Genomic DNA, 22,554 nt, shown 5'->3' with positions numbered 1-22,554 from the left:
GATAGTAGGCTTGACGCGCGTTTGAACAAGGATGCGTGTCATGGTGGCCACGCCGACCCCCTATTCGCTGTCCGGACCGACTCCGGGGATGACGGTTGCGACCGTCTCCTCTGGTGTCCTGCATGGCGTGACCTACCCAAAGGTTGGCGGCCAGACCGTCCAGCTGGGCGAACTCCTCGGCGCGCTCAGCCACGCGCTTGATCTTACAGAAGGCCAGCCAGAGGGTCATTGCGTAAGATGCTGCTGGATCGGCATGCAGGTCGCCGATTACCTCGATCTGTCGCAGGAGGATCGCGCTGATCTCTACTTTACCCTGCTTCTGAAGGATCTTGGCTGTAGCTCAAACGCCGCCCGCATCTGCGCGCTCTACCGCACGGATGATCTGACCTTCAAACGCAATTTCAAATTCGTAGACGGAACCACCCGACAGAAGCTCGAATTTGTCCTGCGCCATACCGGCCAGGGCGACAGCCGGTTGAAGCGGTTGAAAACAGTGACCGGCGTGATTGGCCGCAGCGGCAGTCTGGCGACTGAGCTGATCCAGACCCGCTGCGATCGTGGCGCGGAGATCGCCCGACTGATGCGGTTCTCCGAACAGGTCGCAGAAGGGATCGCAGGGCTGGACGAGCATTGGAACGGCGGCGGCCACCCGGCCGGCATCAGCGGTGACGAGATTCCGCTGTTCTCACGCATTGCGCTGATGGCTCAGGTCACCGATGTGTTCACGCTGCAGATGGGCTCAAAAGCCGCCGCTACCGAGCTGGAGGAGCGTGCCGGAAGCTGGTTCGATCCCGATCTCGTTCCGGTGTTTACCCGGGTGATCCGATCCCCCGGTTTCTATGACGCATTGACCAGCAGTCGACTGGAAGCGAGCGTGTTCTCGGATCGCTCCGCCCGGGCGACCCTCACGGTTGATGAAACCTATCTCGATGAAATTTCCTACGCTTTTTCAAAGGTTATCGACGCAAAAAGCCCCTTTACCTACGGCCATTCCGAACGGGTCGCCCATTACACGGACATGATCTGTGAACAGTTGGGCCATGATCTGGTGCATCGTCGCTGGATGGTGCGGGCCGGACTTCTGCATGATCTGGGAAAGCTGGGGGTATCCAATGCGATCCTCGACAAACCGGGCAAGCTTACGGAGGAAGAGTTCGCCTGCATGAAGCTGCATCCCGTGCTGGGACACGACGTTCTGCGGCGGATTTCAGTCTTTGAAGACGTGGCGGAGGTGGCAGCGGCCCATCATGAACGGCTCGATGGGAAAGGCTACCCGTATGGGCTTGCAGCCGCCGATCTCACCACCGACATGCGCGTGCTGACGGTTGCTGACATCTTTGACGCGCTGACCGCGGACCGGCCCTATCGCTCGGCACTGCCGCTGGAAAAGGCCTTTGAGATAATGGATGATATGCAGGGAACGGCCATAGATCCGGCGATATATCAGGCCCTGAAGGATGCCATTGCCGCCAGCCCCTGGCCTGCCCGCGAAGAGCGCCCATTCTCACCAAAACTCTAGCGCCCCAGATGCTTATCTGGGGTTTGTCAGCAGTCCACCGGATGCAGGCAAAACGGCGCTGGAGACAACAAAAAAGCAGAGAGGCAGCAATCGCGCTCTCTGCTTTTCATGGTACCCAAGGCCGGACTCGAACCGGCACGCCCGCAAAGGCGGGGGATTTTGAATCCCCTGCGTCTACCATTCCGCCACTTGGGCCTCTGCCCCGTTCCTACCCAAGCCAAAGGCCGAGGTCCATAGGCAAATCGCGCGGCTGGCGGCAAAAAAACATCTGCCTGCCGACTGCTGTGTAGCGGGCAACCATCGTGGTTGACCTGCTCATCCCGACGTGGCACCGCTCAGGGCGGATTGCCAGGGAGAGCTTCACAGGATGCTGCGTGCGCTATATCACCGAACGATGGCCTTGGCCGACCACCCAAAGGCGCTGTGGTGGCTGGCCGGCGTTGCCTTCATCGAAAGCTCGGTCTTTCCCATCCCGCCGGATGTTCTGATGATCCCGATGATCCTCGCGCGCCCATCACGTGCCTGGCTGGTTGCGCTGGTGGCTCTGATCGCCTCCGTGGCTGGCGGATTGCTCGGCTACGCCATTGGCGCATTTTTCTACGACAGCATCGGCCAGCCGGTGCTGGCCGCGATGGGCAAGGCAGATGCCATGGCTGAATTCAACAGCCGCTTCAATGATTTTGGGTTCTGGGCGGTGCTGATCGCCGGGATCACGCCTTTTCCGTATAAAGTCATCACAATCATGTCAGGCTGGACCGGGATGCCAATCGCAACCTTCGTTGTGACCTCCATTCTGGCCCGTGCGCTGCGGTTTTTTGTGGTTGCGGGCTTGCTGTGGCAGTTTGGCGCGCCGACCCGCGATTTCATCGAACGTCGGCTGGGGCTTGTCTTTACGGTCTTTGTGGTGTTGTTGTTCGGCGGGTTTCTTGCAGTGAAGGTATTGTAAACATGAGCCGAATTCTCATCCTGATTGCCAGCGCCGGATCTGCTGCACTGCTGCTTGGTGCCTTTGGATTTCAATACATCGGCGAGATGGCCCCCTGCAAACTGTGCATCTGGCAGCGCTATCCGCATGGCGCAGCTGTCGTCATCGGTGCTCTGGCGCTGGCGGCACCGCTGCTGATCCTGCCCTACCTTGGCGCGCTGGCCGCGCTGGCGACTGCCGCCATCGGTGCCTATCATACCGGGGTTGAGCGTGGCTGGTGGGAAGGTCCGAACTCCTGCACCTCCGGCCCGATCGGCAATCTGAGCTCCGAAGATCTGATGCAGCAGATCATGTCGGCACCGCTCGTGCGCTGCGACGAGGTCCCGTGGGAGCTGTTCAGCCTGTCGATGGCCAGCTGGAATGCGATTGCCTCGCTGCTGCTGGCGGTGATCTGGATTGCCGCAGCCAACCACATGCGCAAAAACCGGATCTGATCCCGGTGCAGCCAGTCACCGGGAGCCGACGCACAGGGCCCCGGCCGCAGCTCTCCACGCGGCGATCTATCCTTTTTAGCTGTCTTTCTTTGTGGCGAGCAGAAGATTGGTCTCGCTGCTGACCACACCTTCAAAGGTACGGATCTTTGCCAGCGCGGCATCCAGCGTTTCCAGCGTTTCGGTGCCCAGCTCGACGATCAGGTCCCAGCGTCCGTTGGTGGTATGGATCGCCCGCACCTCGGGCAGCCCCTGAAGCTGGCGGGTGATGCGGCTGGTGCCGCGTCCCTCGATACCGATCATCATAAGACCGCGAACCGGGTCGCGCAGCACATCCTCTTTCAGCACTACGGAAAAGCCAAGGATATCGCCCTTGGTCTGCAGCCGCTCGATCCGTGCCCGGACGGTGGTCCGCGACAGGTTCAGCTGCAAGGCAAGATCGGAGAGTGAGGCGCGTGCGTTATGGCGCAGGGCGGCAATCAGCCGTTCATCCGTTTTGTCCAATCTGATCTCCATCTTGACGATTTGCCCTACTATATGAGCGAAATGATTGCTGGATTCCACCTCAAATCGGAGCTTTCTAAGAGTATTCACTTTTCGCAGAGGAGATATGCGCGTGACATCCAAGACCTGTATTCTGATCGGCGCTCCCGTAGACAGTGGCAAGCGGCGCGCAGGGTGCCTGATGGGGCCGGATGCCTATCGCACCGCCGGTCTGGGACGTGCCATCGAAAGCCTGGGTCACAAGGTGATTGATCAGGGCAACCTGCGTCCGGCCAGCCATGAGGCCGACCACAATGACGGTCTTGTCTTTGCCCGCAATGAAACCATTGGCTGGACCAACCGCCTGATCCGCGCTGCGGAAGAAGCGATGAAGGACGGCCTGCCGATTTTCCTGGGCGGAGACCATTCCCTGTCGCTCGGATCCGTTGTCGGTGTTGCCAACCACGCCGCCAAGGAAGGCCGTCCGCAATTCGTGCTGTGGCTCGACGCCCATACAGATTTCCACACGCCGGCCACCTCCGACAGTGGCAACCTGCATGGCACGCCGGTGGGGTATTTCACCGGCCGTCCGGATTTTGCGGGCTTTCCGAAGGTGCAGAACCCGGTGCCGCAGGAAAACGTCTGTATGATCGGTCTGCGGTCGGTCGACACCCCGGAGCGGCTGGCGCTGGAGGCGAGCAACATTCATCGTCACGACATGCGCGAGATTGACGAGAACGGCATTGCAGGTCCGCTCTCGGCCTTTCTCAACCGCGTGGCCGAGGCCAACGGCATGTTGCATGTCTCGCTGGATGTCGATTTCCTCGACCCCTCCGTGGCGCCGGCTGTCGGCACCACCGTCCCCGGCGGCGCCACTGTCCGTGAGGGGCATCTGGTCTGCGAGATGCTGCATGATTCCGGGTTGATGACCTCGCTCGATCTGGTCGAGCTGAACCCGTTTCTGGACGAACGCGGGCGCACGGCCCATCTGATGGTCGATCTCTGTGCCTCGGCCCTGGGTCGGCGCGTGTTTGATCGCCCGACGCGAAGCTATCAATGAGCCAGCATCAGGCTGCGCCCGCTGAGTACGGCACGCCCCTGCGGCGCGCCATTCCAACAACTGAAACCGCTGGCGGGTCAATGCGCTGCATGCTGGCAGGCATCCACCTTAGCCCCCGTGAAAGGATCCGGTCATGACCCAACCTTCGGATAAGGCGCTTGTGCCTTTTGTAAGCGTCGACAACATGATGCGCCTCATTCACTCGATCGGTATCGACACCGTGATGAGGGACCTCGCCGATTACATCGAAGAGGACTTCAAACGCTGGGAGCTGTTTGACAAGACGCCGCGGGTTGCCAGCCATTCCGACGTCGGCGTGATCGAGCTGATGCCGACCTCTGATGGCGAAGCCTATGGCTTCAAATACGTCAACGGCCATCCGAAGAACACCTCAGAGGGGTTGCAGACGGTGACCGCCTTTGGCCTGCTCGCCGATGTCTACACAGGCTATCCGGTGCTGCTGACCGAGATGACCATCCTGACCGCGCTGCGTACTGCCGCGACCTCTGCGATGGTTGCAAAACATCTGGCCCCGAAGGGCGCCACAACAATGGCGATGATTGGCAATGGCGCGCAGTCGGAGTTCCAGTCGCTCGCCATGCAGGCAATCTGCGGGCTGAAATCGGTTCGCCTCTACGATATCGACCCGGCGGCGACCGCGAAATGTGCCGCCAACCTTGCTGGCAGCGGCCTCACCGTGGTGTCCTGCGCAACCCCCGAAGAAGCGATTGAAGGCGCGCAGATCCTGACCACCTGCACCGCTGACAAGCAATATGCCACCATCCTCACTGACAACATGGTCGGCAGCGGCGTCCATATCAACGCCATCGGCGGTGATTGCCCCGGCAAAACCGAATTGGCACCGGGTATCCTGACCCGCTCCGATGTCTTTGTGGAATTCCCGCCGCAAACCCGCGTCGAGGGCGAGATCCAGCAGATGCCGGAGGATTTTGAGGTGACGGAACTCTGGCAGGTGATCCTTGGCCAGAAACCCGGTCGCCGGGATGACAAGCAGATCACCCTGTTTGACAGTGTCGGCTTTGCAATCGAGGATTTCTCGGCCCTGCGCTACATCCGCGACCGGATCAAGGACACGGATTTCTTTTTGGAGCTAGACATGCTCGCCGACCCGGACGACCCGCGCGATCTCTTCGGCATGGTGCAGCGCGCCAAGGGCTGAAATCGGGATCTTCTCTCGCAGCTATTCTAAGGAAAAAGGCCCCGCCTGTCCGGTCGGGGCCTTAGTTTATTTTTGAACGACTGATGAGATTCAGCTGTCCAGTTCGCTATCCCAATAGAGAAAATCCATCCAGGTTTGATGCAATTCAGGCTTCGGACGGGGCAGACGGCGGGCGATGGCATCCAGCTCATGCGGACTGGGAGCAAAGGGTTTGCGGCGCAGTTTCAGTCCGACCTGCTGCGGTTTCAGATTGCCCTTGCGCAGATTATCGGCGCTGCAACAGGCCACGATATTGGTCCAGGACGAGGCCCCGCCCTTGCTGCGAGGGATCACGTGATCAAACGTCAGATCCTTCGCCGCAAAGCGCTTGCCACAATATTGACAGCAAAATTCGTCACGCAGAAAGACATTATAGCGGGTAAAGGCCACTTTCTTGCGCTTGCGATACCGCTTGAGGGCGACCACGGCGGGAACTTCAAAGGAGGCAGAGGCCGAATGAACCGCCACATCTTCGTAGGTTTTGACCTGTATGACCCGCTCCTGATGGACGGCGACAAAAGCATCCTGCCAATTGCAGACGGATAGCGGCGCCCAGCTGAGTGGCTGCATATCCGCGTTCAGAATCAATGTTCTGAGATTACCAACGGCGACGGTCATACTGCACCTCCTCGTTTCAACAGCGGTGGCCTGCGCCCGGACCAACGCCGTTGCCCAGGGCGGCGCAGCAGTCTGTTTCCAGCCTGCCGGATCGTCCCGGTATTGAAAAAAACAAAAGCGCGTGGAGCCCACGCGCTTGTCATCAAATCAGGTTTCTTGCTGCCAGTGCTCCGCAGGGATACCGACAGATGGCACGGGTAAGGCCAGACAGGTATTCGCAGCCCGGTCTGCGGCCGCGTCCTCACCCCGGTGTCATTCTGCGGCGCAACAGGACCACGGATTGCAGTCCACGCCGGAGGCGCGACATATGCTGTCATCTCTTGCTGATGGATCTGCATGTTCTGCAACGGCTCAACCGCCCTGTCTGCCTGCGTTTCGACACCAGAGCGGGGAGCCCGCCCCTGCTTTGATTTAACTATATATCGTGTCAGTCAGCTGGCAAGCCCCCATTATCAATGATCGCAACGGGGCACTGACCTCGCTTCGCCTCAAGCGGTAGGATGATTCCGTGACAGCAGCATGACAGCTGCTGGCGGGTCGGCGGGCGCGAAACCCCCTATGCGAAAACACTGTCGGCAACGCCGCTGCCCTTGCCAGCCTGCCGGGGGCTGCCTATTGCAGACTGATGACCAGATTGATCCGTTTCAACAAACCCTTCGATGTTTTGCCCCAGTTCACCGACCGCGGCAGCGAGGGCAGCCCGCGCGCCACGCTGAGCGACTGGATTGACCTGCCCGGTGTCTATCCCGCCGGGCGACTGGATCGCGACAGCGAGGGGTTGATGCTGCTGACCGACCAGGGCCGCTTGCAGGCGTGGATCTCGGATCCGCAGCACAAGATGCCGAAAACCTATTGGGTGCAGGTCGAGGGGACACCGGATGCGGCCGCCATTCAGGCGCTTGCAGAGGGTGTTGAGCTGAGAGATGGGCTGACCCGACCTGCCAAGGCCGCATTGATCGACGAACCGGAGAGAATCTGGGCGCGGACCCCACCAATCCGGGTGCGTAAATCCGTACCCGACAGCTGGATCGCCCTCACCCTTCGCGAAGGCCGCAACCGGCAGGTACGGCGGATGACAGCGGCAGTGGGCCATCCGACACTACGCCTGATCCGGGCGGCCATCGGCATCTGGACTCTTGACGGGCTCAGCCCCGGCACCTGGGAAGATCTGGAGGTGCCCAGCATCCCCGGTCCGCCAAAACCCAAACCCGCCCCGAACCGGCAGGCGATTGCCCGGCGCAAGGCGGCAGGCGCAAAAACAACCCCGTCAGACCCGCAAAAGCCGCCCCGCAAACCACGAAAGCCGCGCAAGCGCTAGGTTGCACGGCTTTCGACGGCGTTTTGTCTGGCAAACCGCTCTGGCGGATCAGAGGCTCAGCTTGTCGCGCATGAAGGCCAGCGCCACGCTCAGACCGTCGGGCGCGATGCCGTGGCCTGTGCCCTTCATGATATGGGCAAAGACGTCCTGAAATCCGGCCTCCCCCAGAGCTTCAGCTGCCTCTGGCAGAGATTGCGGCGGCACCACGTCATCGGCGTCGCCATGCACCAGCAATACCGGCATCTTCGAGACAACTTCGTCCTTCAGCGTTTCGGGCGACAGCAGCCGGCCGGAGAAGGCAACGATTCCAGCCACCGCATCTTCGCGACGCGGGGCCACATGCAGGCTCATCATGGTGCCCTGGGAGAATCCAAACAGCACCACCTGTTCCGGCAGCACATCCTCATCCACCATCAGCGCATCCAGAAAGGCATTCAGATCTTCGATGGAGGCCATCATGCCGCGCATCGATTCCTCTTCGGAGGAGCCGTCGATCCAAGGGATCGGGAACCACTGGAAACCAAAGGGCGTGCCTGCGCAGCGCTCCGGGGCGTCCGGGGCCACAAACAGCGTATCCGGCAGATGTTCCCCCAACGGGTCCGCCAGCCCCAGCAGATCGGCCCCATTGGCGCCATAGCCATGCAGAAACACCACCACAGATCGTGTCTGCCCCGACAGGGGCGCCTTGCGTTCAGCTGTCAATACTCGTGTCATCGGATCCCTTCCCTGTCCTTTGCCACACGGTAATAGGCCCAGAGCACGCGCGCCGCAACCGACCGCCAGGGTGACCAGGCTTCAGCTATGCGGCGCATCTCGGCGGGTTTTGGCCGCTGCGGCAGAACGAGCAGGATCCGCGCCCCCTCTTGCAGGGCCAGATCACCATGGGCAAAGACATCCGCCCGACCAAGCGAAAACATCGCATAGATCTCTGCGGTCCATGTGCCAATACCGGACACTTGCGTCAGGATTTTGATCACCTCGGCATCGGGGAGCTGGCGCAGCGCGTCAAAATCAAGTCCCGCTGCCGCAAGAGCATGGGCATAGCGGATCTTCTGACGGCTGAGGCCAACCGCGCGCAGGTCGTCCTCGCTGGCAGCGGAAACAGCAGGCGCAGTGTCCAACCCGGCTCCGACCATCCGGCCCCAGATCGCATTGGCGGAGGCAACGCTCACCTGCTGACTGACAATCGCGCTGAGCAGTTCGGCAAAACCCTCCGGTTTGCGGCGCAGCGGCAGGGGCCCGCAGAGGTCGATCGCGCGGGCAAAGCGCGGGTCGCTTGCGGCCAGCCATTGGGCGCCCTCACGCACACAGGCATCGCTGGTGATGATCCGTCCGATTGCGGCCGACCGGGCGTCACCCCCAAACTGACCGACCGGAGTTTGCGATCCTGTCATTTTACCGCTCCTTTGCGTCTTTTTCGCGCGCATAGCGCACCGATGCAGCATCAATCTTGCCCTGTCGGATTTTCGGGGATACGCATCTGCCATGACAGACAGCCTCCCCCTCCCCGACGACCGCATCGCCAAGCGCAATGTTGTCATTCTCGTGCTCGCGCAGGCCTTTCTGGGTGCGCAGATGCCGATGATCTTCACCATTGGTGGTCTCGCAGGTCAATCGCTTGCCAGCAATGCCTGTTTCGCAACGCTGCCGATTTCGCTGATTGTGGCCGGTTCCATGCTGGCGGCAACGCCGATTTCAGCGATCATGCAGCGCTACGGACGTAAGGCGGGGTTCTTTGTTGGCGCCGCTGGTGGCACATTGGGTGGGGTCATCGGGGCTTATGGGCTCTACCTCGGCTCGTTTCCGATCTTTCTCCTCGGCAGTTTCCTCACCGGCATCTACATGAGTGCACAGGGATTTTACCGTTTTGCCGCCACCGATACCGCCTCTGATGCGTTCCGGCCCAAGGCAATTTCCTATGTGATGGCTGGCGGTCTGCTCTCCGCGATCATCGGCCCGCAGATCGTGAAGGCGACAAGCCAGGCCTTTGTGATCCCTTTCCTTGGCACCTATATGGCCGTGGTCGCCGTCAATGTGCTGGGCGCAGTCCTGTTCCTGTTCCTGAAGATCCCGAAACCGCCGGTGCCCAGCGAAGATGCGCCCCGGGGGCGCAGCCGGATGGAGATGTTGCGCAACCCCACCATCGCGGTTGCAGTGATCTGCGCCATGGTGTCCTACGCGCTGATGAACCTGGTGATGACCTCGACACCGCTGGCCGTTGTTGGCTGCGGCTTCAGCGAAGGCAGCGCGGCGGATGTCGTCACCGCCCATGTGCTGGCGATGTATGTACCGTCCTTCTTTACCGGGCATCTGATCGCGCGTTTCGGTGTCGAAAAAATCGTCGGCGCGGGCCTTGTGATCCTGGGCGGAGCTGGCGCTGTTGCCCTGCAAGGCGTTGATCTGGAAAACTTCTTTGTCGCGCTTGTCCTGCTGGGTATCGGTTGGAACTTTGGCTTCATCGGCGCAACCACGATGCTGGCGGGTGCTCATGAAAGCTATGAGCGCGGCCGGATGCAGGGGCTCAACGATCTGCTGGTCTTTGGCGGTGTCACCTTTGCCTCGCTGGCTTCGGGCGGGTTGATGAATTGCTCCGGCGGCAGCCCGGTCGAAGGCTGGACCGCAGTCAATATGGCGATGGCACCCTTCTTGGTGCTGGCGGGCGGCGCGCTGTTGTGGTTGGTGCTGAAACCGCGTCCTGTTCACGGTCACTGATCTCCGGCGAGCCGAGACCGCACGACATGAAAAGACGCCTGACGGGGAGCCGCAGGCGTCTTTCTTATCTGGTCCTATCCGGCGTCTGATGCCTTACCAGCGCCCGGTGGAGACCCGGTAGATCAGGCTGGCACGGCGGCGGAACTCACTGGTGCCCAGGGTCCCGTCGGCCACCCGCCGAGGCTCCGCCACCGCCTGTTGCAGGATCGCGCTGGCCTGCCAGCCCGGCAGCAGTGCGGGCAAGGCGGATTTTGCGATTGCGGCACGATTGGAGCGAGCGTCCTTCAGCGCTGCAAGACCGCTCTCCGCCAGCGCGCGCACCCCCTCCGGCGTGCCATCCAGCAGCGGGACGCGTTTCTCGGCAACCAGCTTCGGAATTGCCCGCAGCCAGTTGGCGACGCCCACGCCATAGGCGAAGCGGCGCACAAGCGTCTCATCCCGCGCGCCCAGTGTCGCCGCTGCCATCCACATGAGCGCGCCCGTCGTCTTGTCGATGTGATCCGCCAGCGCAGCCTCATCCTCGAAGGGGTCGCGGTAGATGTCCCAGCGCCGCGCCTCTGCCATGGCATCAATATGCACCGCAAGGTCAGGCCGCAGCACCGCCCCCAGTGGCGTTGCGACGTAATGCCGTCGCACCGGCCCACCGGCCGCAATCTCTGTCCCGACATCGCGCCACCACTGCACGCGCATCTCGGCAATCATCGACTCCGCCGAGGCCCAGGGCGCCCGCGCCAGTTCAAGGTTGAAGGCGTAGAGCGTAAACAGCGCCGCCCGCGCTTCTACCGGCGCAGCCATCACCGTGGCAAAGCGATCCGGGTCGCCCTTCTGCACCAGATCGGCGCAGGCGGTCACATCATCGTCAAATGCAAGCATCAAGCCGCGCCGCCCGCCGTGTCGGTGTCCCGCAGCAGCTTCCAGCGGATCGCATCCAGCAGCGCTTCAAAGGAGGCGTCGATTATGTTGGCACTGACGCCGACCGTCGACCAGCGCCGCCCCTTGCTGTCTTCGCTGTCGATAATGACCCGCGTGACAGCCTCGGTGCCGCCCTGGGTGATCCGCACCTTGAAATCGACCAGCCGCATGTCATCCAGCGCCTTGGAATACTGGCCGAGATCCTTGGTCAGCGCTTTTGCCAGCGCGTTGACCGGCCCGCGGTCGCTGCCGGTCTCATCGAGGGATTCACTGACCGACAACAGCTTCTGGCCGTCCACTTTCACAACAACAACCGCCTCCGAGAGCGACACCATGCGGTTGTATTTGTTCTTGCGCCGCTCGACCGTCACCTTGTACCGCTTCACCTCAAAGAAACTGGGCAATTGCCCCAGTTCCTCGCGCGCCAGGATCTCAAACGAGGCCTGCGCGGTATCATAGGAATAGCCCTCGGCCTCACGGGTTTTGATCCGCTCCAGAATACGCGCGAGGGCCGGGTTGCCGGTCTCGACGCTCAGGCCCGCCTCGGACATGCGCCGGCGCAGGTTCGACTGACCTGCCTGATTGGACATCGGGATGATGCGCGTATTGCCGACCAGCGCCGGGTCGATATGCTCATAGGTGCTTGGATCTTTCAGGATCGCGCTGGCATGCAGCCCCGCCTTATGCGCAAAGGCCGACGCCCCGACATAGGCGGCCTGTTTCGTCGGCACCCGGTTCAGGATCTCGTCCAGCATCCGGCTGAGCGCCGTCAGAGTGCTCAGGGCCTCCCGGCTGACACCGATGTCATAGCGATCGGCATAGGGCTGCTTCAACAACAGCGTCGGGATCAGCGTTGTCAGATTGGCATTGCCGCAGCGCTCGCCCAGACCGTTGAGCGTGCCCTGAATCTGCCGCGCCCCGGCGTCGACTGCCGCCAGCGAACAGGCCACCGCATTTTCGGTGTCATTATGGGTGTGGATCCCCAGACGCTCCCCCGGCAACCCTGCCGCGATCACCTCCTTGACGATGCGGCCCACATCCGCCGGAAGGGTGCCGCCGTTGGTGTCACAGAGCACAACCCAACGCGCGCCGGCCTCAAGCGCTGTGCGACAGGCCGCAAGCGCATAGTCCGGATTGTCCCGGTATCCGTCAAAGAAATGTTCGGCATCAAACAGCGCCTCGCGCCCCTCGGCCACCAGATGGGCGACGGAGGCGCGGATATTGTCGAGGTTTTCCTCAAGATCGATCCCCAGCGCATGGGTCACGTGGTAATCATGGCTCTTGCCGACCAGACAGACCGCGGCGGTGCCGGCGTTCAGCACCGCCGCCAGCACATCATCATTTGCCGCCGAACGCCCGGACCGTTTGGTCATGCCAAAAGCGGTCATGGTTGCCCGCGTTCTGGGGGCGGTTTCAAAGAAGCCGCTGTCCGTCGGATTGGCCCCCGGCCAGCCGCCTTCGATGTAATCCACCCCAAGCCCATCCAGTGCGGTTGCGATCCGAACTTTCTCAGCGGTGGAAAACTGCACGCCCTGCGTCTGCTGCCCGTCCCGCAAGGTGGTGTCATAAAGGTAAAGACGGTCTTTGGTCATGGCTGGCCTCATGGCTTGGCAAAGTATGGTCGTTGCCCCGTCATGAGGGCCTCTGCTGTCTGTTGGATCTGGCGCAGGCGGGCCCGGCGCCCACCTGCGAGGATCCGTATCGGGGGGCTAGATCGCGCCGAGTTTTTCGGGGTCGAAATCCGGCCCCGGCACCAGCTGGACCCCCTCCTTGGACATCCGCACCTCGACGCCTGCGGTAAGATAGGCGGTCTTCAACCGGTCGACCTCAGCGAAATCCTTGGTTTTCATTGCGATCTCTCGCGCCTCGAAAAGCGCTTTTTCATAGGCGCTTAAATCAATATCTTCACCTGCCGCCCAGGCCCCCATCTCATCACTCAGCAAGCCCATCAGTTTGGCCGATGCAAGTAGATCCGCCGCGGCACCAGCCGAGGCCAGCCTGTGCAACTCCGCAAGCGCACCCGCTGTATTCAGATCGTCCGACAGCGCCTCCAGAACCGCGGCAGCAGCGGTGGGTGCGGGCTCGATGCCCGCGGTCAGCGCCCGCCATTTGCGCAGCGTTGCCTCCGCTTCCTTTGCCTTCTTGTCGGTCCAATCCATCGGTTTTCGATAATGGGTTTGCAGGAATACAAGGCGGATCACCTCGCCCGGATAGCCCTGATCCAACAGGTCGCGCACGGTGAAGAAGTTGCCCAGTGATTTGGACATCTTCTTGCCCTCGACCTGCAACATCTCATTGTGCAGCCAGATTTTTGCAAAATCACCCTCGGGATGGGCGCAGCAGCTTTGCGCAATTTCATTCTCATGATGCGGGAACATCAGATCATTGCCGCCACCGTGAATGTCGAAACTCGCGCCAAACAGCTCGTGGCTCATGGCGGAGCATTCGATATGCCAACCCGGGCGCCCCCGCCCCCAGGGGCTGTCCCAACCCGGCAACTCATCGGTGGAGGGCTTCCACAGTACGAAATCCATCGGATCGCGCTTGTTATCCGCCACTTCAACCCGCGCGCCTGCGATCATGTCATCCACTGAGCGACCGGAGAGCGCGCCGTAGTCCTTGTAGCTCTTGACCGAGAACAACACATGGCCTGCCCCGTCGGCATAGGCATGGCCCTTGGCAATCAGCGCTTCGATCATGTCAATCATCTGCGGGATATAGGCGGTTGCCCGCGGCATGTGATCCGGTTCAAGCGCCCCGAGTTCAGCCATATCGGCCAGATACCAGCTGATGGTTTCCTCGGTCCGCTGCTGCACCAGCTCCTCAAGCGTGCCGGGGGCGCCAGCCTCCTTGCGCGCCAGAGCGGTTGCGTTGATCTTGTCGTCCACATCAGTGAAGTTGCGCGCGTAACTCACGTGGTTTGCGCCATAGACATGACGCAACAGACGATAGAGCACATCGAACACCACGACAGGGCGCGCATTGCCCAGGTGGGCGCGATCATAGACCGTCGGCCCGCAGAGATAGAGGCGTACATCGTCGGGATTGATCGGGTTCAGCACCTCTTTGCCGCGGGTGCGTGTGTTGTGCAGCTTGATCGTCGTCATCACAAATCCTTCGTCTGACCGGAACGCAAGGGCGCCTCAGGCCAATCTCCCAACGGGTGCCGCAGATCAGCGGCGCGCAGCGCGGGCTTAGCAACTTGTTCAAAAGAAGGGAACGACAGAAACCAGCCCGCTGAGTTTTTCAGCAGGTAATGCAGCAGGTAATAATGTTGCACAGCCGGTTCATGGGATTTGCATAACACAAGGCAGTAGCTCCGCCAAGCCTGCAAATCGACCACAGGAGGACACCGCGGGTATGGGTGGCTCCGGGCGGGGTATCTGCACATGAAAACGGCGCGCCCACCGAAATGGACGCGCCGCTATCATCCCCGGGGGGATAACATTAGAACTGGTAAGAGGCGCGCAGCGACACGGTGGTCGCATCGGCGCTGATGCCGGTGCTGCCCAGGTTGTCGAAGTCATGCTCCAGAACTTCACCGCCGACGGTCCATTGATCGGTGACACGATAGGCCACGCCAATGCCGTAGAATTCACCGGTTTCATCACCGACGGAGGTATCAACCTGCGCCACACCGCCGGTCACATAGGCCAGCACCGGGCCGAAATCATAGCCGGCCTTGACCTTGCCGCGCATCACCGAGTCCACAGTGGCAGCGCCGCCGCCCAGATCCACATCGGTGGCGTCATAGTCGATTTCGCCACCCAGTACGAAGCGGCCGAAGTCATAGTTGTAACCGGCATGAACACCGTAAGAGACGTCATCTCCCGACAGGCCATTGCTGGTGTCTGCGTCCAGCTGCCCAATTTGGCCACCGATATAGGCACCGGTCCAGTCACCACCGTCATTGGCAACCACGACGGGCGGTGCGGCAGGTGCTGGTGCCACGACGGGCTCTTCCAGATTGCCGGCAAAGGCCGGAGTGCTCAGTGCGGCGGCGATAGCGGCCATGGATACGATACGAGTCATCTCGACTTCTCCTTGTCTGTCTTTCGACATCTGTCTTTGCTTGGACGCGCTACTCTCGCGTCTGCCTCACCTAAAGAAGATTGCCGGCCGCTTTGTTCCAGCCCCCTGCGGATTTTTTGGAGATCTTGCGCGCCTATTGGCCCAAAATCAGGGCTCAGGGCAGGTTCCTGCCGATAGGATTGAGGCGCGGATCTGCCGACTGGCAAGACTGCGCCCGCCCAACCGCCAACGGGCCAATTGCCGCTCATGCCCGAAAAGGCGTCATCCTGATCGACAAGGGTGGATTTTGCCGCGCCGAACCTGACGAGATCAGGAACCGCCGCGGCGCGGAAACACGTTGGGCGTGGTGCGGCGAGTGTCAGCCGCTAGAATTGAAATGACGCGCGGATCGACAGGATATCACGCGCTGGTGCCTGAAGCGCCGCGCCGTCATTGGCGTCCTGATGCAGGTATTCGCCGCTCAACCGCAGCGCCCGGTTGAGAGAATAGCTGACGCCGAGCCCGTAGACCGCGCCATTGTCGCTGTCTGTCGCTGTTTCGCGACGTGCCGATCCGATGGTGACATAGCCCAGTGTTTCGCCCATGTCATATCCGGCCCGCAGCTTGATCCGGTGTGTCTGATCCTCTGCCTGGCTGTCGCCTGCCCCGCCGCTGCGATCAACCTCGACCTCTCCCCCCAGGATGACGCGGCCGAAATCGTGATCATACCCCAGATGCAGACCGGGCGCGCTGGCGGTGCCGCCGTCAGACGCGGCACCGGTCACCCGAGCCATGGAGGCACCCAGAAAGAACCCGCTCCAATCGCCAGCGCCAACCGGCCCCGCCATGCCGATGCTTAGCACCAGACCAGCGGCTGCCCCACGCCACAGATGGCCAGAACCATCCGACCGGCGTGCCGGACCCGCTGACAGGCGGTTCTTCAACGTGGTGCGTAATATGGCCGGTATCATCGGCGCTGCCCTTTTCTGGCTGCGCGCTGCTTCAGCGCGCGTGACGACCCATCTGCGACCAGTATCCTCCAGAATGTTTAACACTCGGTTCAGTATGATCCTGTCCTGAGATTGCCCGAAATCGCGCCTTTGGTGCAGATGAAAACCGCATCGCAATCTCATTGATTAATTAGATTTTTTCCCAACTCGCCCGCAGCTGCCAGCGGTCGGGAATTCCGGACCTGCGTGAAATTTCTGTCGCAAATTTCACATTGGTCGCAAATGGAACAGAATCGCCCCCCTTCTGTGCAACGATGTCCAGAGTGAAGCGGAGTGTCGACATGACAGGCATCCAGATGGAACCACAGTCAGGCGAGCGATGGATCATCAGCCTGATCGGCCGCACGATCGGGGCGGCTCGCGGACGTGCGGCACGGGGGCGGCCACAGCGGATCTGAACCCATCAGATCCGACCCCAAAACCTGAGAGACCCCAATGACAGATCAATCGAACTCCCCTCGTGCGGCCCGTAGCGGCGGACGCGCTGCCCGTCGTGCCGCCCGTGCCGCGCCGCTTGCCGATCACCTGCGCCCGGTCCGCCCCGGACTGGAAGGCGGGCAGTACCGCCCCCTCAGCGATGCCGGCGTCGAACGCATTCATCAGGCGGCCCTGGACGCGCTGGAACAGATCGGGCTGGCAGATGCACCACCAACCGGTGTGGCCTATCTGACTGCCGCAGGATGTATCCAGGGCGAGGACGGCCGCATCCGGTTTCCGCGCGCTCTGGTGGAAGATACAATTCGCAACGCCAATCGCAGCGTGACCCTCTATGGTCGCGACCCGAAGAACGACCTGCATCTCTCTGGCAACAAAGTACATTATGGCACTGCGGGTGCGGCGGTCCATCTGGTCGAGATCGACGGGCGAAACTACCGCGAATGCACCGTTCAGGATCTGCACGATGCCGCCCGTATCTGCGACAGGATGGACAATATCCACTTCCTGCAACGGCCCATGGTGGCGCGCGATATCACCGATAACCTCGAGATGGATCTGAACACCATCTACGCCTGCTGCTCCGGCACGACCAAACATGTGGGGACGTCGTTCTCGGATCCCGCCTTTGTTGCGCCGGCGATGGAGATGCTGCACATGATCGCGGGCGGAGAGGCGGCCTGGCGCGAACGGCCTTTTGTCTCCAATTCCAACTGCTTTGTTGTGCCGCCAATGAAATTCGCCACCGAAAGCTGTCAGGCGATGGAGGCCGTGATCCTTGCAGGTATGCCGGTTCTGCTGCTGTCTGCCGGACAGGCCGGCGCCACCGCGCCTGCGCCGATAGCCGGCGCCATTGTTCAGGCGGTTGCCGAATGCCTCGCCGGGCTGGTTTACGTCAACGCGGTAAAGCCCGGCGCGCCCGCGATTTTCGGAACCTGGCCCTTTGTCTCCGACCTGCGCACCGGCGCGATGTCCGGCGGCTCCGGCGAACAGGCACTGCTGTCGGCGGGCTGTGCACAGATGCACGCCTTCTACGGGCTGCCCGGTGGCGCAGCAGCGGGTATTGCCGATGCCAAGATGCCGGACATGCAGGCCGGCTGGGAGCAGATGTGCTCCAACGTTCTGGCCGGATTGTCAGGACTGAACATGGTTTACGAGGCCGCCGGAATGCACGCCTCTCTGCTCGGCTTCTGTCTGGAGTCGCTGATCCTCGGGGATGATCTGATCGGGCAGGCCCTGCGCTGCGTCCGCGGCATCGAGGTTGACGAAGATTCGGTCAGCCTGGAGACAATCCGCGCCACCTGTATCGGCGGGCCGGGGCATTATCTGGGGTCGGACCAGACATTGGGACGTATGCAGACCGACTATATCTACCCAGCTCTGGCCGATCGCACATCGCCAAAGGAATGGGTGGAGATCGACAAACCTGATCTCGTGGCCAAGGCCATTGCGCGCAAGCTGCAGATCCTCGCGGAGCCATCGCAGGCACAGTTCGATCCGGTTCTGGACAAGGCGATACGTGAGCAGTTCAACATTCACCTTCCCCGCTAAGTCATTGAGATAATTGACGGGCAAAGGCCGATTTGCCCGTCACCCAATGCCTTGGATTACAGCGCCTTCAGACGCTGCCGCAGATACTCAAGCCAGCCGCGCAGCGTGGTGCTGCGGGCAAATTTCCGGGCGACGTAGCGCAGTTCCTTCTGTCGCAGCGCCTTGCTGACAGAGGCACTGACCTGCCCGTCGTGCATGCGATTGGCAATGATGGTCCCCTGCACAATGAACGGGTCACCGTAGGTGTCCCACAACCGTTTATACAGGTCGACATCCATCAGCCAGATCAGCTGTTCGTCAAACTCCAGCGCCGAAGCGCGGCGCATTGCGAGCACCGAGGGGCTTGAGACGGTATTCTTGCCAAAATGCAAACGCGCGCTCAGACGGGGCACCATCGGGCGCAGGATGCTGCTGCCATCCCGCGTCACACCAGAGCCGCAAAGACACCAGTCAGCGCCCTGCCCCATTGCATCATGAATATGGGACAATCCATTGGGATCAATAATCAAATCATCCTGAAACAACACTTTGATCACCTCACCCGTGGCATGGGCCATAGCGTTGTTCACATTGGCGGAGGCCTGCCGCAGCCCCTCGCGGTTCCACAGATGCGTGATCGACAGACGATCCTCGTAGGATCGACAAACATCCTCTACCGCGGTGTCATCGGATTGATCTGAGACGACGATATCAAAGTCGGTAAAACTCTGATTGCAAAGGTGCTCAAAGGAGTCCTGAAGGTAGCGCGCACCGTCGCCGCCCATTGCGTAGGCCGGAATGCAGAGGGTGATGGCGGGCATGTCAGGCTCCTTGGCCGGGGATTTTGCCCTGCCTAGCAAAGCCAGATCACAAGTCCAAGCCGCGGCAGCGCCTAGACGCCCAGATAGCGGTCTTTCAAGTCGGGCGTCAGCGCGGCCATGCCGCCGGTCCAGACCGTCACCCCCTTGTTCAGGATCACCGCGCGATCCGCCACGGCCGCCAGTTCGCGCAGGGTCTTGTCCACCACCAGGATTGCAAGGCCGCTATCGCGTTTCAGTCGGGCAATGGCGGCCCAGATCTCATGACGGACCACCGGGGCCAGACCTTCGGTTGCCTCATCCAGTATCAATAGTCTTGGGTTGATCATCAGCGCGCGTCCGATGGCCAGCATCTGCTGCTCTCCGCCCGACAGGGAGGACGCCGTCTGATCGCGACGCTCCGCCAAACGGGGGAAAAGATCCGCAACCATGGAAAAATCCCATGGGCCCGGACGCGCCGCGGCGGTCAGGTTCTCCTCCACTGTCAGCGGTGCAAAGCATCGCCGCCCCTCCGGCACCAGACCAACGCCGAGCCTTGCAATTTTGTGCGACGGCAGTTTGCGCAGGTTCTGTCCGGCGAAGGACAGCGTCCCGTCGCTTGCGGGCAACATTCCACAGATGGTCTTGATCGTGGTTGATTTGCCCATCCCATTGCGCCCCATCAGCGCGACAACCTCACCTTCGCCGATCTCCAGATCGACCCCAAACAAAGCCTGAGACGGACCATAAGAGGCCGTGACGTTCTTAAGCGATAACAGCGTCATACCGCCTCCTCCTCACCCAGATATGCGCGGCGGACTTCGGGGTGGTTGCGGATCTCATCGGTGGTGCCGGTTGCGATCACCTCCCCGTAGACCAGGACGCTGATCCGATCAGCAAGCGCAAAAACCGCATCCATATCGTGTTCCACCAACAGGATTGGCGCCTCCTGTCGCAGCTGGTCGAGAAACCCGGTAAGCGCCTGTGATCCGCCAGCCCCAAGCCCGGCCATGGGTTCATCCATCAAAAACAGCTTAGGCGCCATGGTGAGCGCAACGGCCACCTCCAGCTGGCGGCGTTGCCCATGTGAGAGATCTGCCGTGCGCCGCGCCGCCTCATTGCTCAGTCCGACACGATCCAATGCGTGCTCTGCCTGTGCCACCAGCGCCTTGTCCTTCATGACATTGCCCAAGAACCGGAACACGCCGCCCCGCGCGCCCAATGCGCCAAGCACCGCGTTTTGCAGCACCGTGAACTCCATCGCGAGGGCCGAAATCTGAAAGGTCCGGCCCAGCCCCATCCGCGCCCGCGCCACGCGATCCAGTTCGTCAACCGGCTGGCCTAGCAGGGAGATTGATCCGCTATCCGGTCGAAGTTCACCGGATATCTGTTTGATAAGTGTGGATTTCCCTGCTCCATTTGGACCGATCAGCGCATGAATTTCCCCCGCCCGAAGATCAAGCGATATGTTCTTGCTCGCCTGCAATGCGCCGAAGGATTTGCTGAGATTGCTGACCTTCAGAACCTGCTCTGACCTCTGCACCTCAGTCATGGGCGACCTCCCGTCCGCTGATTGCGCCGATCACGCCGCCGCGGGCATATAGCACGATGATGAGCAACAGACCGCCAAGGTAGATCTGCCAATAATCGCTGATCCCGCCGAGGAAGTGTTCAAGCAGGATGAACAGCGCCGCGCCGATGACCGGACCAAACAGGCGGCCAACTCCGCCGATGATGACAAAGATCATGATCTCGCCGCTGGTGTGCCAGCTGAGCATGGTCGGGCTGACAAAGCGGTTCAGATCCGCAAATAGCGCCCCCGCCAGACCGGTGATCGCGCCAGAGATGACAAAAGCCGTCAGCCGCAGTTTGTAGGGCGTAATCCCGACCGTCTCCACCCGCGCCTCGCATTGCCGCGCAGCTGCCAGCGCCAGACCAAAAGGCGCCCGCGCCAGACGCGACGCAAACCACAGCGCAGCACATAAGATCACATAGCAGACCAGAAAGAACTGCAAGGGAACCAATGTGTTGAGGCCGGGGAATTCATTGCGCACCCAGATCGACAGACCATCCTCGCCACCATAGGCGGTCCAGCTGATGGCGAAGTAATACAGCATCTGACCAAAGGCCAAGGTGATCATGATGAAATAGACACCCGATGTGCGCAGGCTAAGCGCACCAATGACCAATGCAGCAAAGGCACTGACAAGAACCGCGACCAGCCAAATGACCGGCATCTGGTTGGTGCCTTCTATCAGCATCGGCCACTGTGCCAGCGGCTCGTAGTTCTGCGCATGGGCGGCAAGGATCCCCATCGCATAGCCGCCAATTCCAAAGAACGCCGCGTGGCCCAGGCTGACCAGCCCGCCGATGCCAAGTGCGATGTTCAACCCGACGCCTGCCAGCGCCAGGATTGCCACCTTGGTGGCGAGCGTGATCACAAAGGGGTCGCCGGCGAAATGCGCCCAGAGCGGAATTCCCAACAGCAGCAGGATCACCGCCGCGTTCAACAGTTTTTCGTGCGCCATCAATGCTGTCCCCCATATAGACCGGATGGGCGCACCAACAGGATTGCGGCCATCAGGATGTAGATCAGCATCGACGCAAGCGATGCTCCGATGGATGTCGCGCTTGCAGGTTCCATGAACAGGCCAAAGAACTGCGGCAGGAACACCCCGCCAAGTGTATCCGTCAGCCCGACGAGAAGCGCGCCGACCAGCGCCCCCTTGATCGAGCCGATGCCGCCAATGACAATCACCACAAAGGCCAGGATCAGAACGGGCTCTCCCATGCCGACCTGGACCGACTGGATGGCCCCGACCAATGCGCCGGCGAGGCCCGCAAGCGCCGCCCCAAGCGCGAAGACCAGCGTGTAGAGCTTTGAAATATCGACACCAAGTGCGGCGATCATCTCGCGATCATTCTCACCTGCACGGATCTGAATGCCGATGCGCGTGCGCGCGATCAGCCAGAACAGACCAGCCGCCACCACCAGCCCGATCAGGATGATCGTCAGCCGGTAGAGTGGATATTGAATACCGCCCGGCAGGGTGACGGGCCCCGACAGGTAGCTCGGCACATCGAGGAACAGTGGAAAGGAGCCAAAGACCCAGCGTGTGCCTTCGGAAAATATGAGGATCAGCGCAAAGGTCGCCAGCACCTGATCCAGATGATCCCGATCATAAAGCTTGCGGATCACCAGAAGTTCGACCAGCGCGCCGGCGGCTGCGGCGGCAGCGAGACTGGCCACCAGCGCAAGCACAAAGGAACCGGTCCAGCCCGCGACAATGGCAGCGGCAAAGGCGCCAACCATATAAAGCGCACCATGCGCCAGATTGATCAGCCCCATGACGCCGAAGACCAGCGTCAGGCCAGCCGCCATGAGGAAGAGCATCACCCCGAACTGCAATCCGTTCAGGATCTGCTCCAATATTAGAATGAGGGACATGTGACAGTTCCACCAAGGCAGAGGCAGCGTGCCTCCGCAACAACTGGGTTTGTGATATGCGGGCCG

General features: G+C 61.2%; 22 protein-coding genes, 1 tRNA gene and 1 pseudogene. 8 read left to right on the top strand and 16 right to left on the bottom strand.

Annotation, left to right across the window (positions count from 1 at the left end):
- The first annotated feature begins 40 nt into the window (after positions 1–40).
- Entirely contained in the window at positions 41–1,519 is a 1,479-nt protein-coding gene (locus tag VWZ81_RS05415; protein WP_416538775.1) for an HD-GYP domain-containing protein, read from the top strand.
- Positions 1,520–1,628: 109 nt separating this feature from the next.
- Here VWZ81_RS05415 and VWZ81_RS05410 read toward each other — a convergent pair.
- A tRNA-Leu gene (locus tag VWZ81_RS05410) sits at positions 1,629–1,714 on the bottom strand.
- Between the two features lie 172 nt (positions 1,715–1,886).
- Between VWZ81_RS05410 and VWZ81_RS05405 the strand changes: the two genes are divergently transcribed.
- Entirely contained in the window at positions 1,887–2,465 is a 579-nt protein-coding gene (locus VWZ81_RS05405) for a YqaA family protein (RefSeq protein WP_416542264.1), read from the top strand.
- Positions 2,466–2,467: 2 nt separating this feature from the next.
- Positions 2,468–2,938: a disulfide bond formation protein B gene (locus tag VWZ81_RS05400; protein ID WP_416540150.1), complete on the top strand. Its 471-nt coding sequence runs from the start codon at positions 2,468–2,470 to the stop codon at positions 2,936–2,938.
- 75 nt (positions 2,939–3,013) lie between these two features.
- Here the strand turns inward: VWZ81_RS05400 and VWZ81_RS05395 are convergent, their stop codons facing one another.
- Entirely contained in the window at positions 3,014–3,439 is a 426-nt protein-coding gene (locus tag VWZ81_RS05395; RefSeq protein ID WP_340545642.1) for an Lrp/AsnC family transcriptional regulator, read from the bottom strand.
- 112 nt (positions 3,440–3,551) lie between these two features.
- Here VWZ81_RS05395 and rocF point away from each other — a divergent pair, with 112 nt between their 5' ends.
- Together rocF and VWZ81_RS05385 are read left to right on the top strand one after the other, a co-directional pair.
- Entirely contained in the window at positions 3,552–4,478 is a 927-nt protein-coding gene (gene rocF, locus VWZ81_RS05390) for an arginase (protein ID WP_340545643.1), read from the top strand.
- A 133-nt stretch (positions 4,479–4,611) separates the two neighbouring features.
- Positions 4,612–5,658: an ornithine cyclodeaminase gene (locus VWZ81_RS05385; protein WP_416534901.1), complete on the top strand. Its 1,047-nt coding sequence runs from the start codon at positions 4,612–4,614 to the stop codon at positions 5,656–5,658.
- 90 nt (positions 5,659–5,748) lie between these two features.
- Here VWZ81_RS05385 and VWZ81_RS05380 read toward each other — a convergent pair whose 3' ends face one another.
- Entirely contained in the window at positions 5,749–6,315 is a 567-nt protein-coding gene (locus VWZ81_RS05380) for an HNH endonuclease (protein WP_340545645.1), read from the bottom strand.
- Between the two features lie 625 nt (positions 6,316–6,940).
- On the opposite strand from VWZ81_RS05380, the gene VWZ81_RS05375 reads away from it, so the two are divergent.
- A complete protein-coding gene (locus tag VWZ81_RS05375; RefSeq protein ID WP_416542263.1) occupies positions 6,941–7,633 on the top strand; it encodes a pseudouridine synthase in 693 nt (230 codons plus the stop codon).
- A gap of 48 nt (positions 7,634–7,681) precedes the next feature.
- On the opposite strand, the gene VWZ81_RS05370 is transcribed toward VWZ81_RS05375, so the two are convergent.
- Together VWZ81_RS05370 and VWZ81_RS05365 are read right to left on the bottom strand one after the other, a co-directional pair.
- Positions 7,682–8,347, bottom strand: a complete 666-nt coding sequence (locus VWZ81_RS05370; RefSeq protein ID WP_340545647.1) for an alpha/beta hydrolase — start codon at positions 8,345–8,347, stop codon at positions 7,682–7,684.
- Complete coding sequence (locus VWZ81_RS05365; RefSeq protein WP_416542262.1) at positions 8,344–9,027, bottom strand: DNA-3-methyladenine glycosylase family protein; 684 nt, start codon at positions 9,025–9,027, stop codon at positions 8,344–8,346. The genes VWZ81_RS05370 and VWZ81_RS05365 overlap by 4 nt, the downstream gene beginning before the upstream one ends.
- A gap of 91 nt (positions 9,028–9,118) precedes the next feature.
- On the opposite strand from VWZ81_RS05365, the gene VWZ81_RS05360 reads away from it, so the two are divergent.
- Positions 9,119–10,345 carry an MFS transporter gene (locus VWZ81_RS05360; RefSeq protein WP_416542261.1) on the top strand — a complete coding sequence of 409 codons (1,227 nt, stop codon included), beginning with the start codon at positions 9,119–9,121 and terminating at the stop codon, positions 10,343–10,345.
- Between the two features lie 93 nt (positions 10,346–10,438).
- Here VWZ81_RS05360 and VWZ81_RS05355 read toward each other — a convergent pair whose 3' ends face one another.
- The 5 genes from VWZ81_RS05355 to VWZ81_RS05335 form a co-directional block, all read right to left on the bottom strand.
- A complete protein-coding gene (locus tag VWZ81_RS05355; RefSeq protein ID WP_340545650.1) occupies positions 10,439–11,218 on the bottom strand; it encodes a squalene/phytoene synthase family protein in 780 nt (259 codons plus the stop codon).
- Positions 11,218–12,849 (bottom strand): citramalate synthase, encoded by a 1,632-nt coding sequence (gene cimA / locus VWZ81_RS05350; RefSeq protein WP_416542260.1) that lies wholly within the window; start codon positions 12,847–12,849, stop codon positions 11,218–11,220. The genes VWZ81_RS05355 and cimA overlap by 1 nt, the downstream gene beginning before the upstream one ends.
- A gap of 117 nt (positions 12,850–12,966) precedes the next feature.
- The gene (gene cysS, locus VWZ81_RS05345) at positions 12,967–14,364 is read right to left on the bottom strand and encodes a cysteine--tRNA ligase (RefSeq protein WP_416542259.1); all 1,398 of its coding nucleotides are present in this window, start codon (positions 14,362–14,364) and stop codon (positions 12,967–12,969) included.
- Between the two features lie 340 nt (positions 14,365–14,704).
- On the bottom strand, positions 14,705–15,289 hold the full coding sequence (locus VWZ81_RS05340; RefSeq protein WP_340545653.1) for an outer membrane protein: 585 nt from the start codon (positions 15,287–15,289) through the stop codon (positions 14,705–14,707).
- Positions 15,290–15,654: 365 nt separating this feature from the next.
- Positions 15,655–16,239, bottom strand: coding sequence for an outer membrane protein (locus VWZ81_RS05335; RefSeq protein WP_416542258.1), 585 nt, complete (start codon positions 16,237–16,239; stop codon positions 15,655–15,657).
- Between the two features lie 474 nt (positions 16,240–16,713).
- On the opposite strand from VWZ81_RS05335, the gene VWZ81_RS05330 reads away from it, so the two are divergent.
- Complete coding sequence (locus tag VWZ81_RS05330) at positions 16,714–18,264, top strand: trimethylamine methyltransferase family protein (RefSeq protein WP_340545655.1); 1,551 nt, start codon at positions 16,714–16,716, stop codon at positions 18,262–18,264.
- A 56-nt stretch (positions 18,265–18,320) separates the two neighbouring features.
- Here VWZ81_RS05330 and VWZ81_RS05325 read toward each other — a convergent pair whose 3' ends face one another.
- From VWZ81_RS05325 to VWZ81_RS05300, 6 genes and pseudogenes are all read right to left on the bottom strand, one after another.
- On the bottom strand, positions 18,321–19,064 hold the full coding sequence (locus VWZ81_RS05325; protein ID WP_416542257.1) for a glycosyltransferase family 2 protein: 744 nt from the start codon (positions 19,062–19,064) through the stop codon (positions 18,321–18,323).
- Between the two features lie 71 nt (positions 19,065–19,135).
- Complete coding sequence (locus tag VWZ81_RS05320; RefSeq protein ID WP_416542256.1) at positions 19,136–19,825, bottom strand: ABC transporter ATP-binding protein; 690 nt, start codon at positions 19,823–19,825, stop codon at positions 19,136–19,138.
- Positions 19,822–19,959 (bottom strand): hypothetical protein, encoded by a 138-nt coding sequence (locus VWZ81_RS05315; RefSeq protein WP_416536988.1) that lies wholly within the window; start codon positions 19,957–19,959, stop codon positions 19,822–19,824. Before VWZ81_RS05315 ends, VWZ81_RS05320 begins: the two co-directional genes overlap by 4 nt.
- A 99-nt stretch (positions 19,960–20,058) precedes the next feature.
- Positions 20,059–20,505 (bottom strand): annotated as a pseudogene (locus VWZ81_RS05310) (ATP-binding cassette domain-containing protein); the annotation flags it as partial.
- Positions 20,506–20,584: 79 nt separating this feature from the next.
- Complete coding sequence (locus VWZ81_RS05305) at positions 20,585–21,568, bottom strand: branched-chain amino acid ABC transporter permease (RefSeq protein WP_416538786.1); 984 nt, start codon at positions 21,566–21,568, stop codon at positions 20,585–20,587.
- Positions 21,568–22,488: a branched-chain amino acid ABC transporter permease gene (locus VWZ81_RS05300; RefSeq protein ID WP_340545660.1), complete on the bottom strand. Its 921-nt coding sequence runs from the start codon at positions 22,486–22,488 to the stop codon at positions 21,568–21,570. The genes VWZ81_RS05305 and VWZ81_RS05300 overlap by 1 nt, the downstream gene beginning before the upstream one ends.
- Positions 22,489–22,554: the final 66 nt, after the last annotated feature.

It is taken from the genome of Phaeobacter sp. JH20_34 (genome assembly GCF_048056095.1).
Lineage (GTDB): Bacteria > Pseudomonadota > Alphaproteobacteria > Rhodobacterales > Rhodobacteraceae > Phaeobacter > Phaeobacter bryozoorum.
This window is presented reverse-complemented; position numbering and strand designations above follow the sequence as displayed.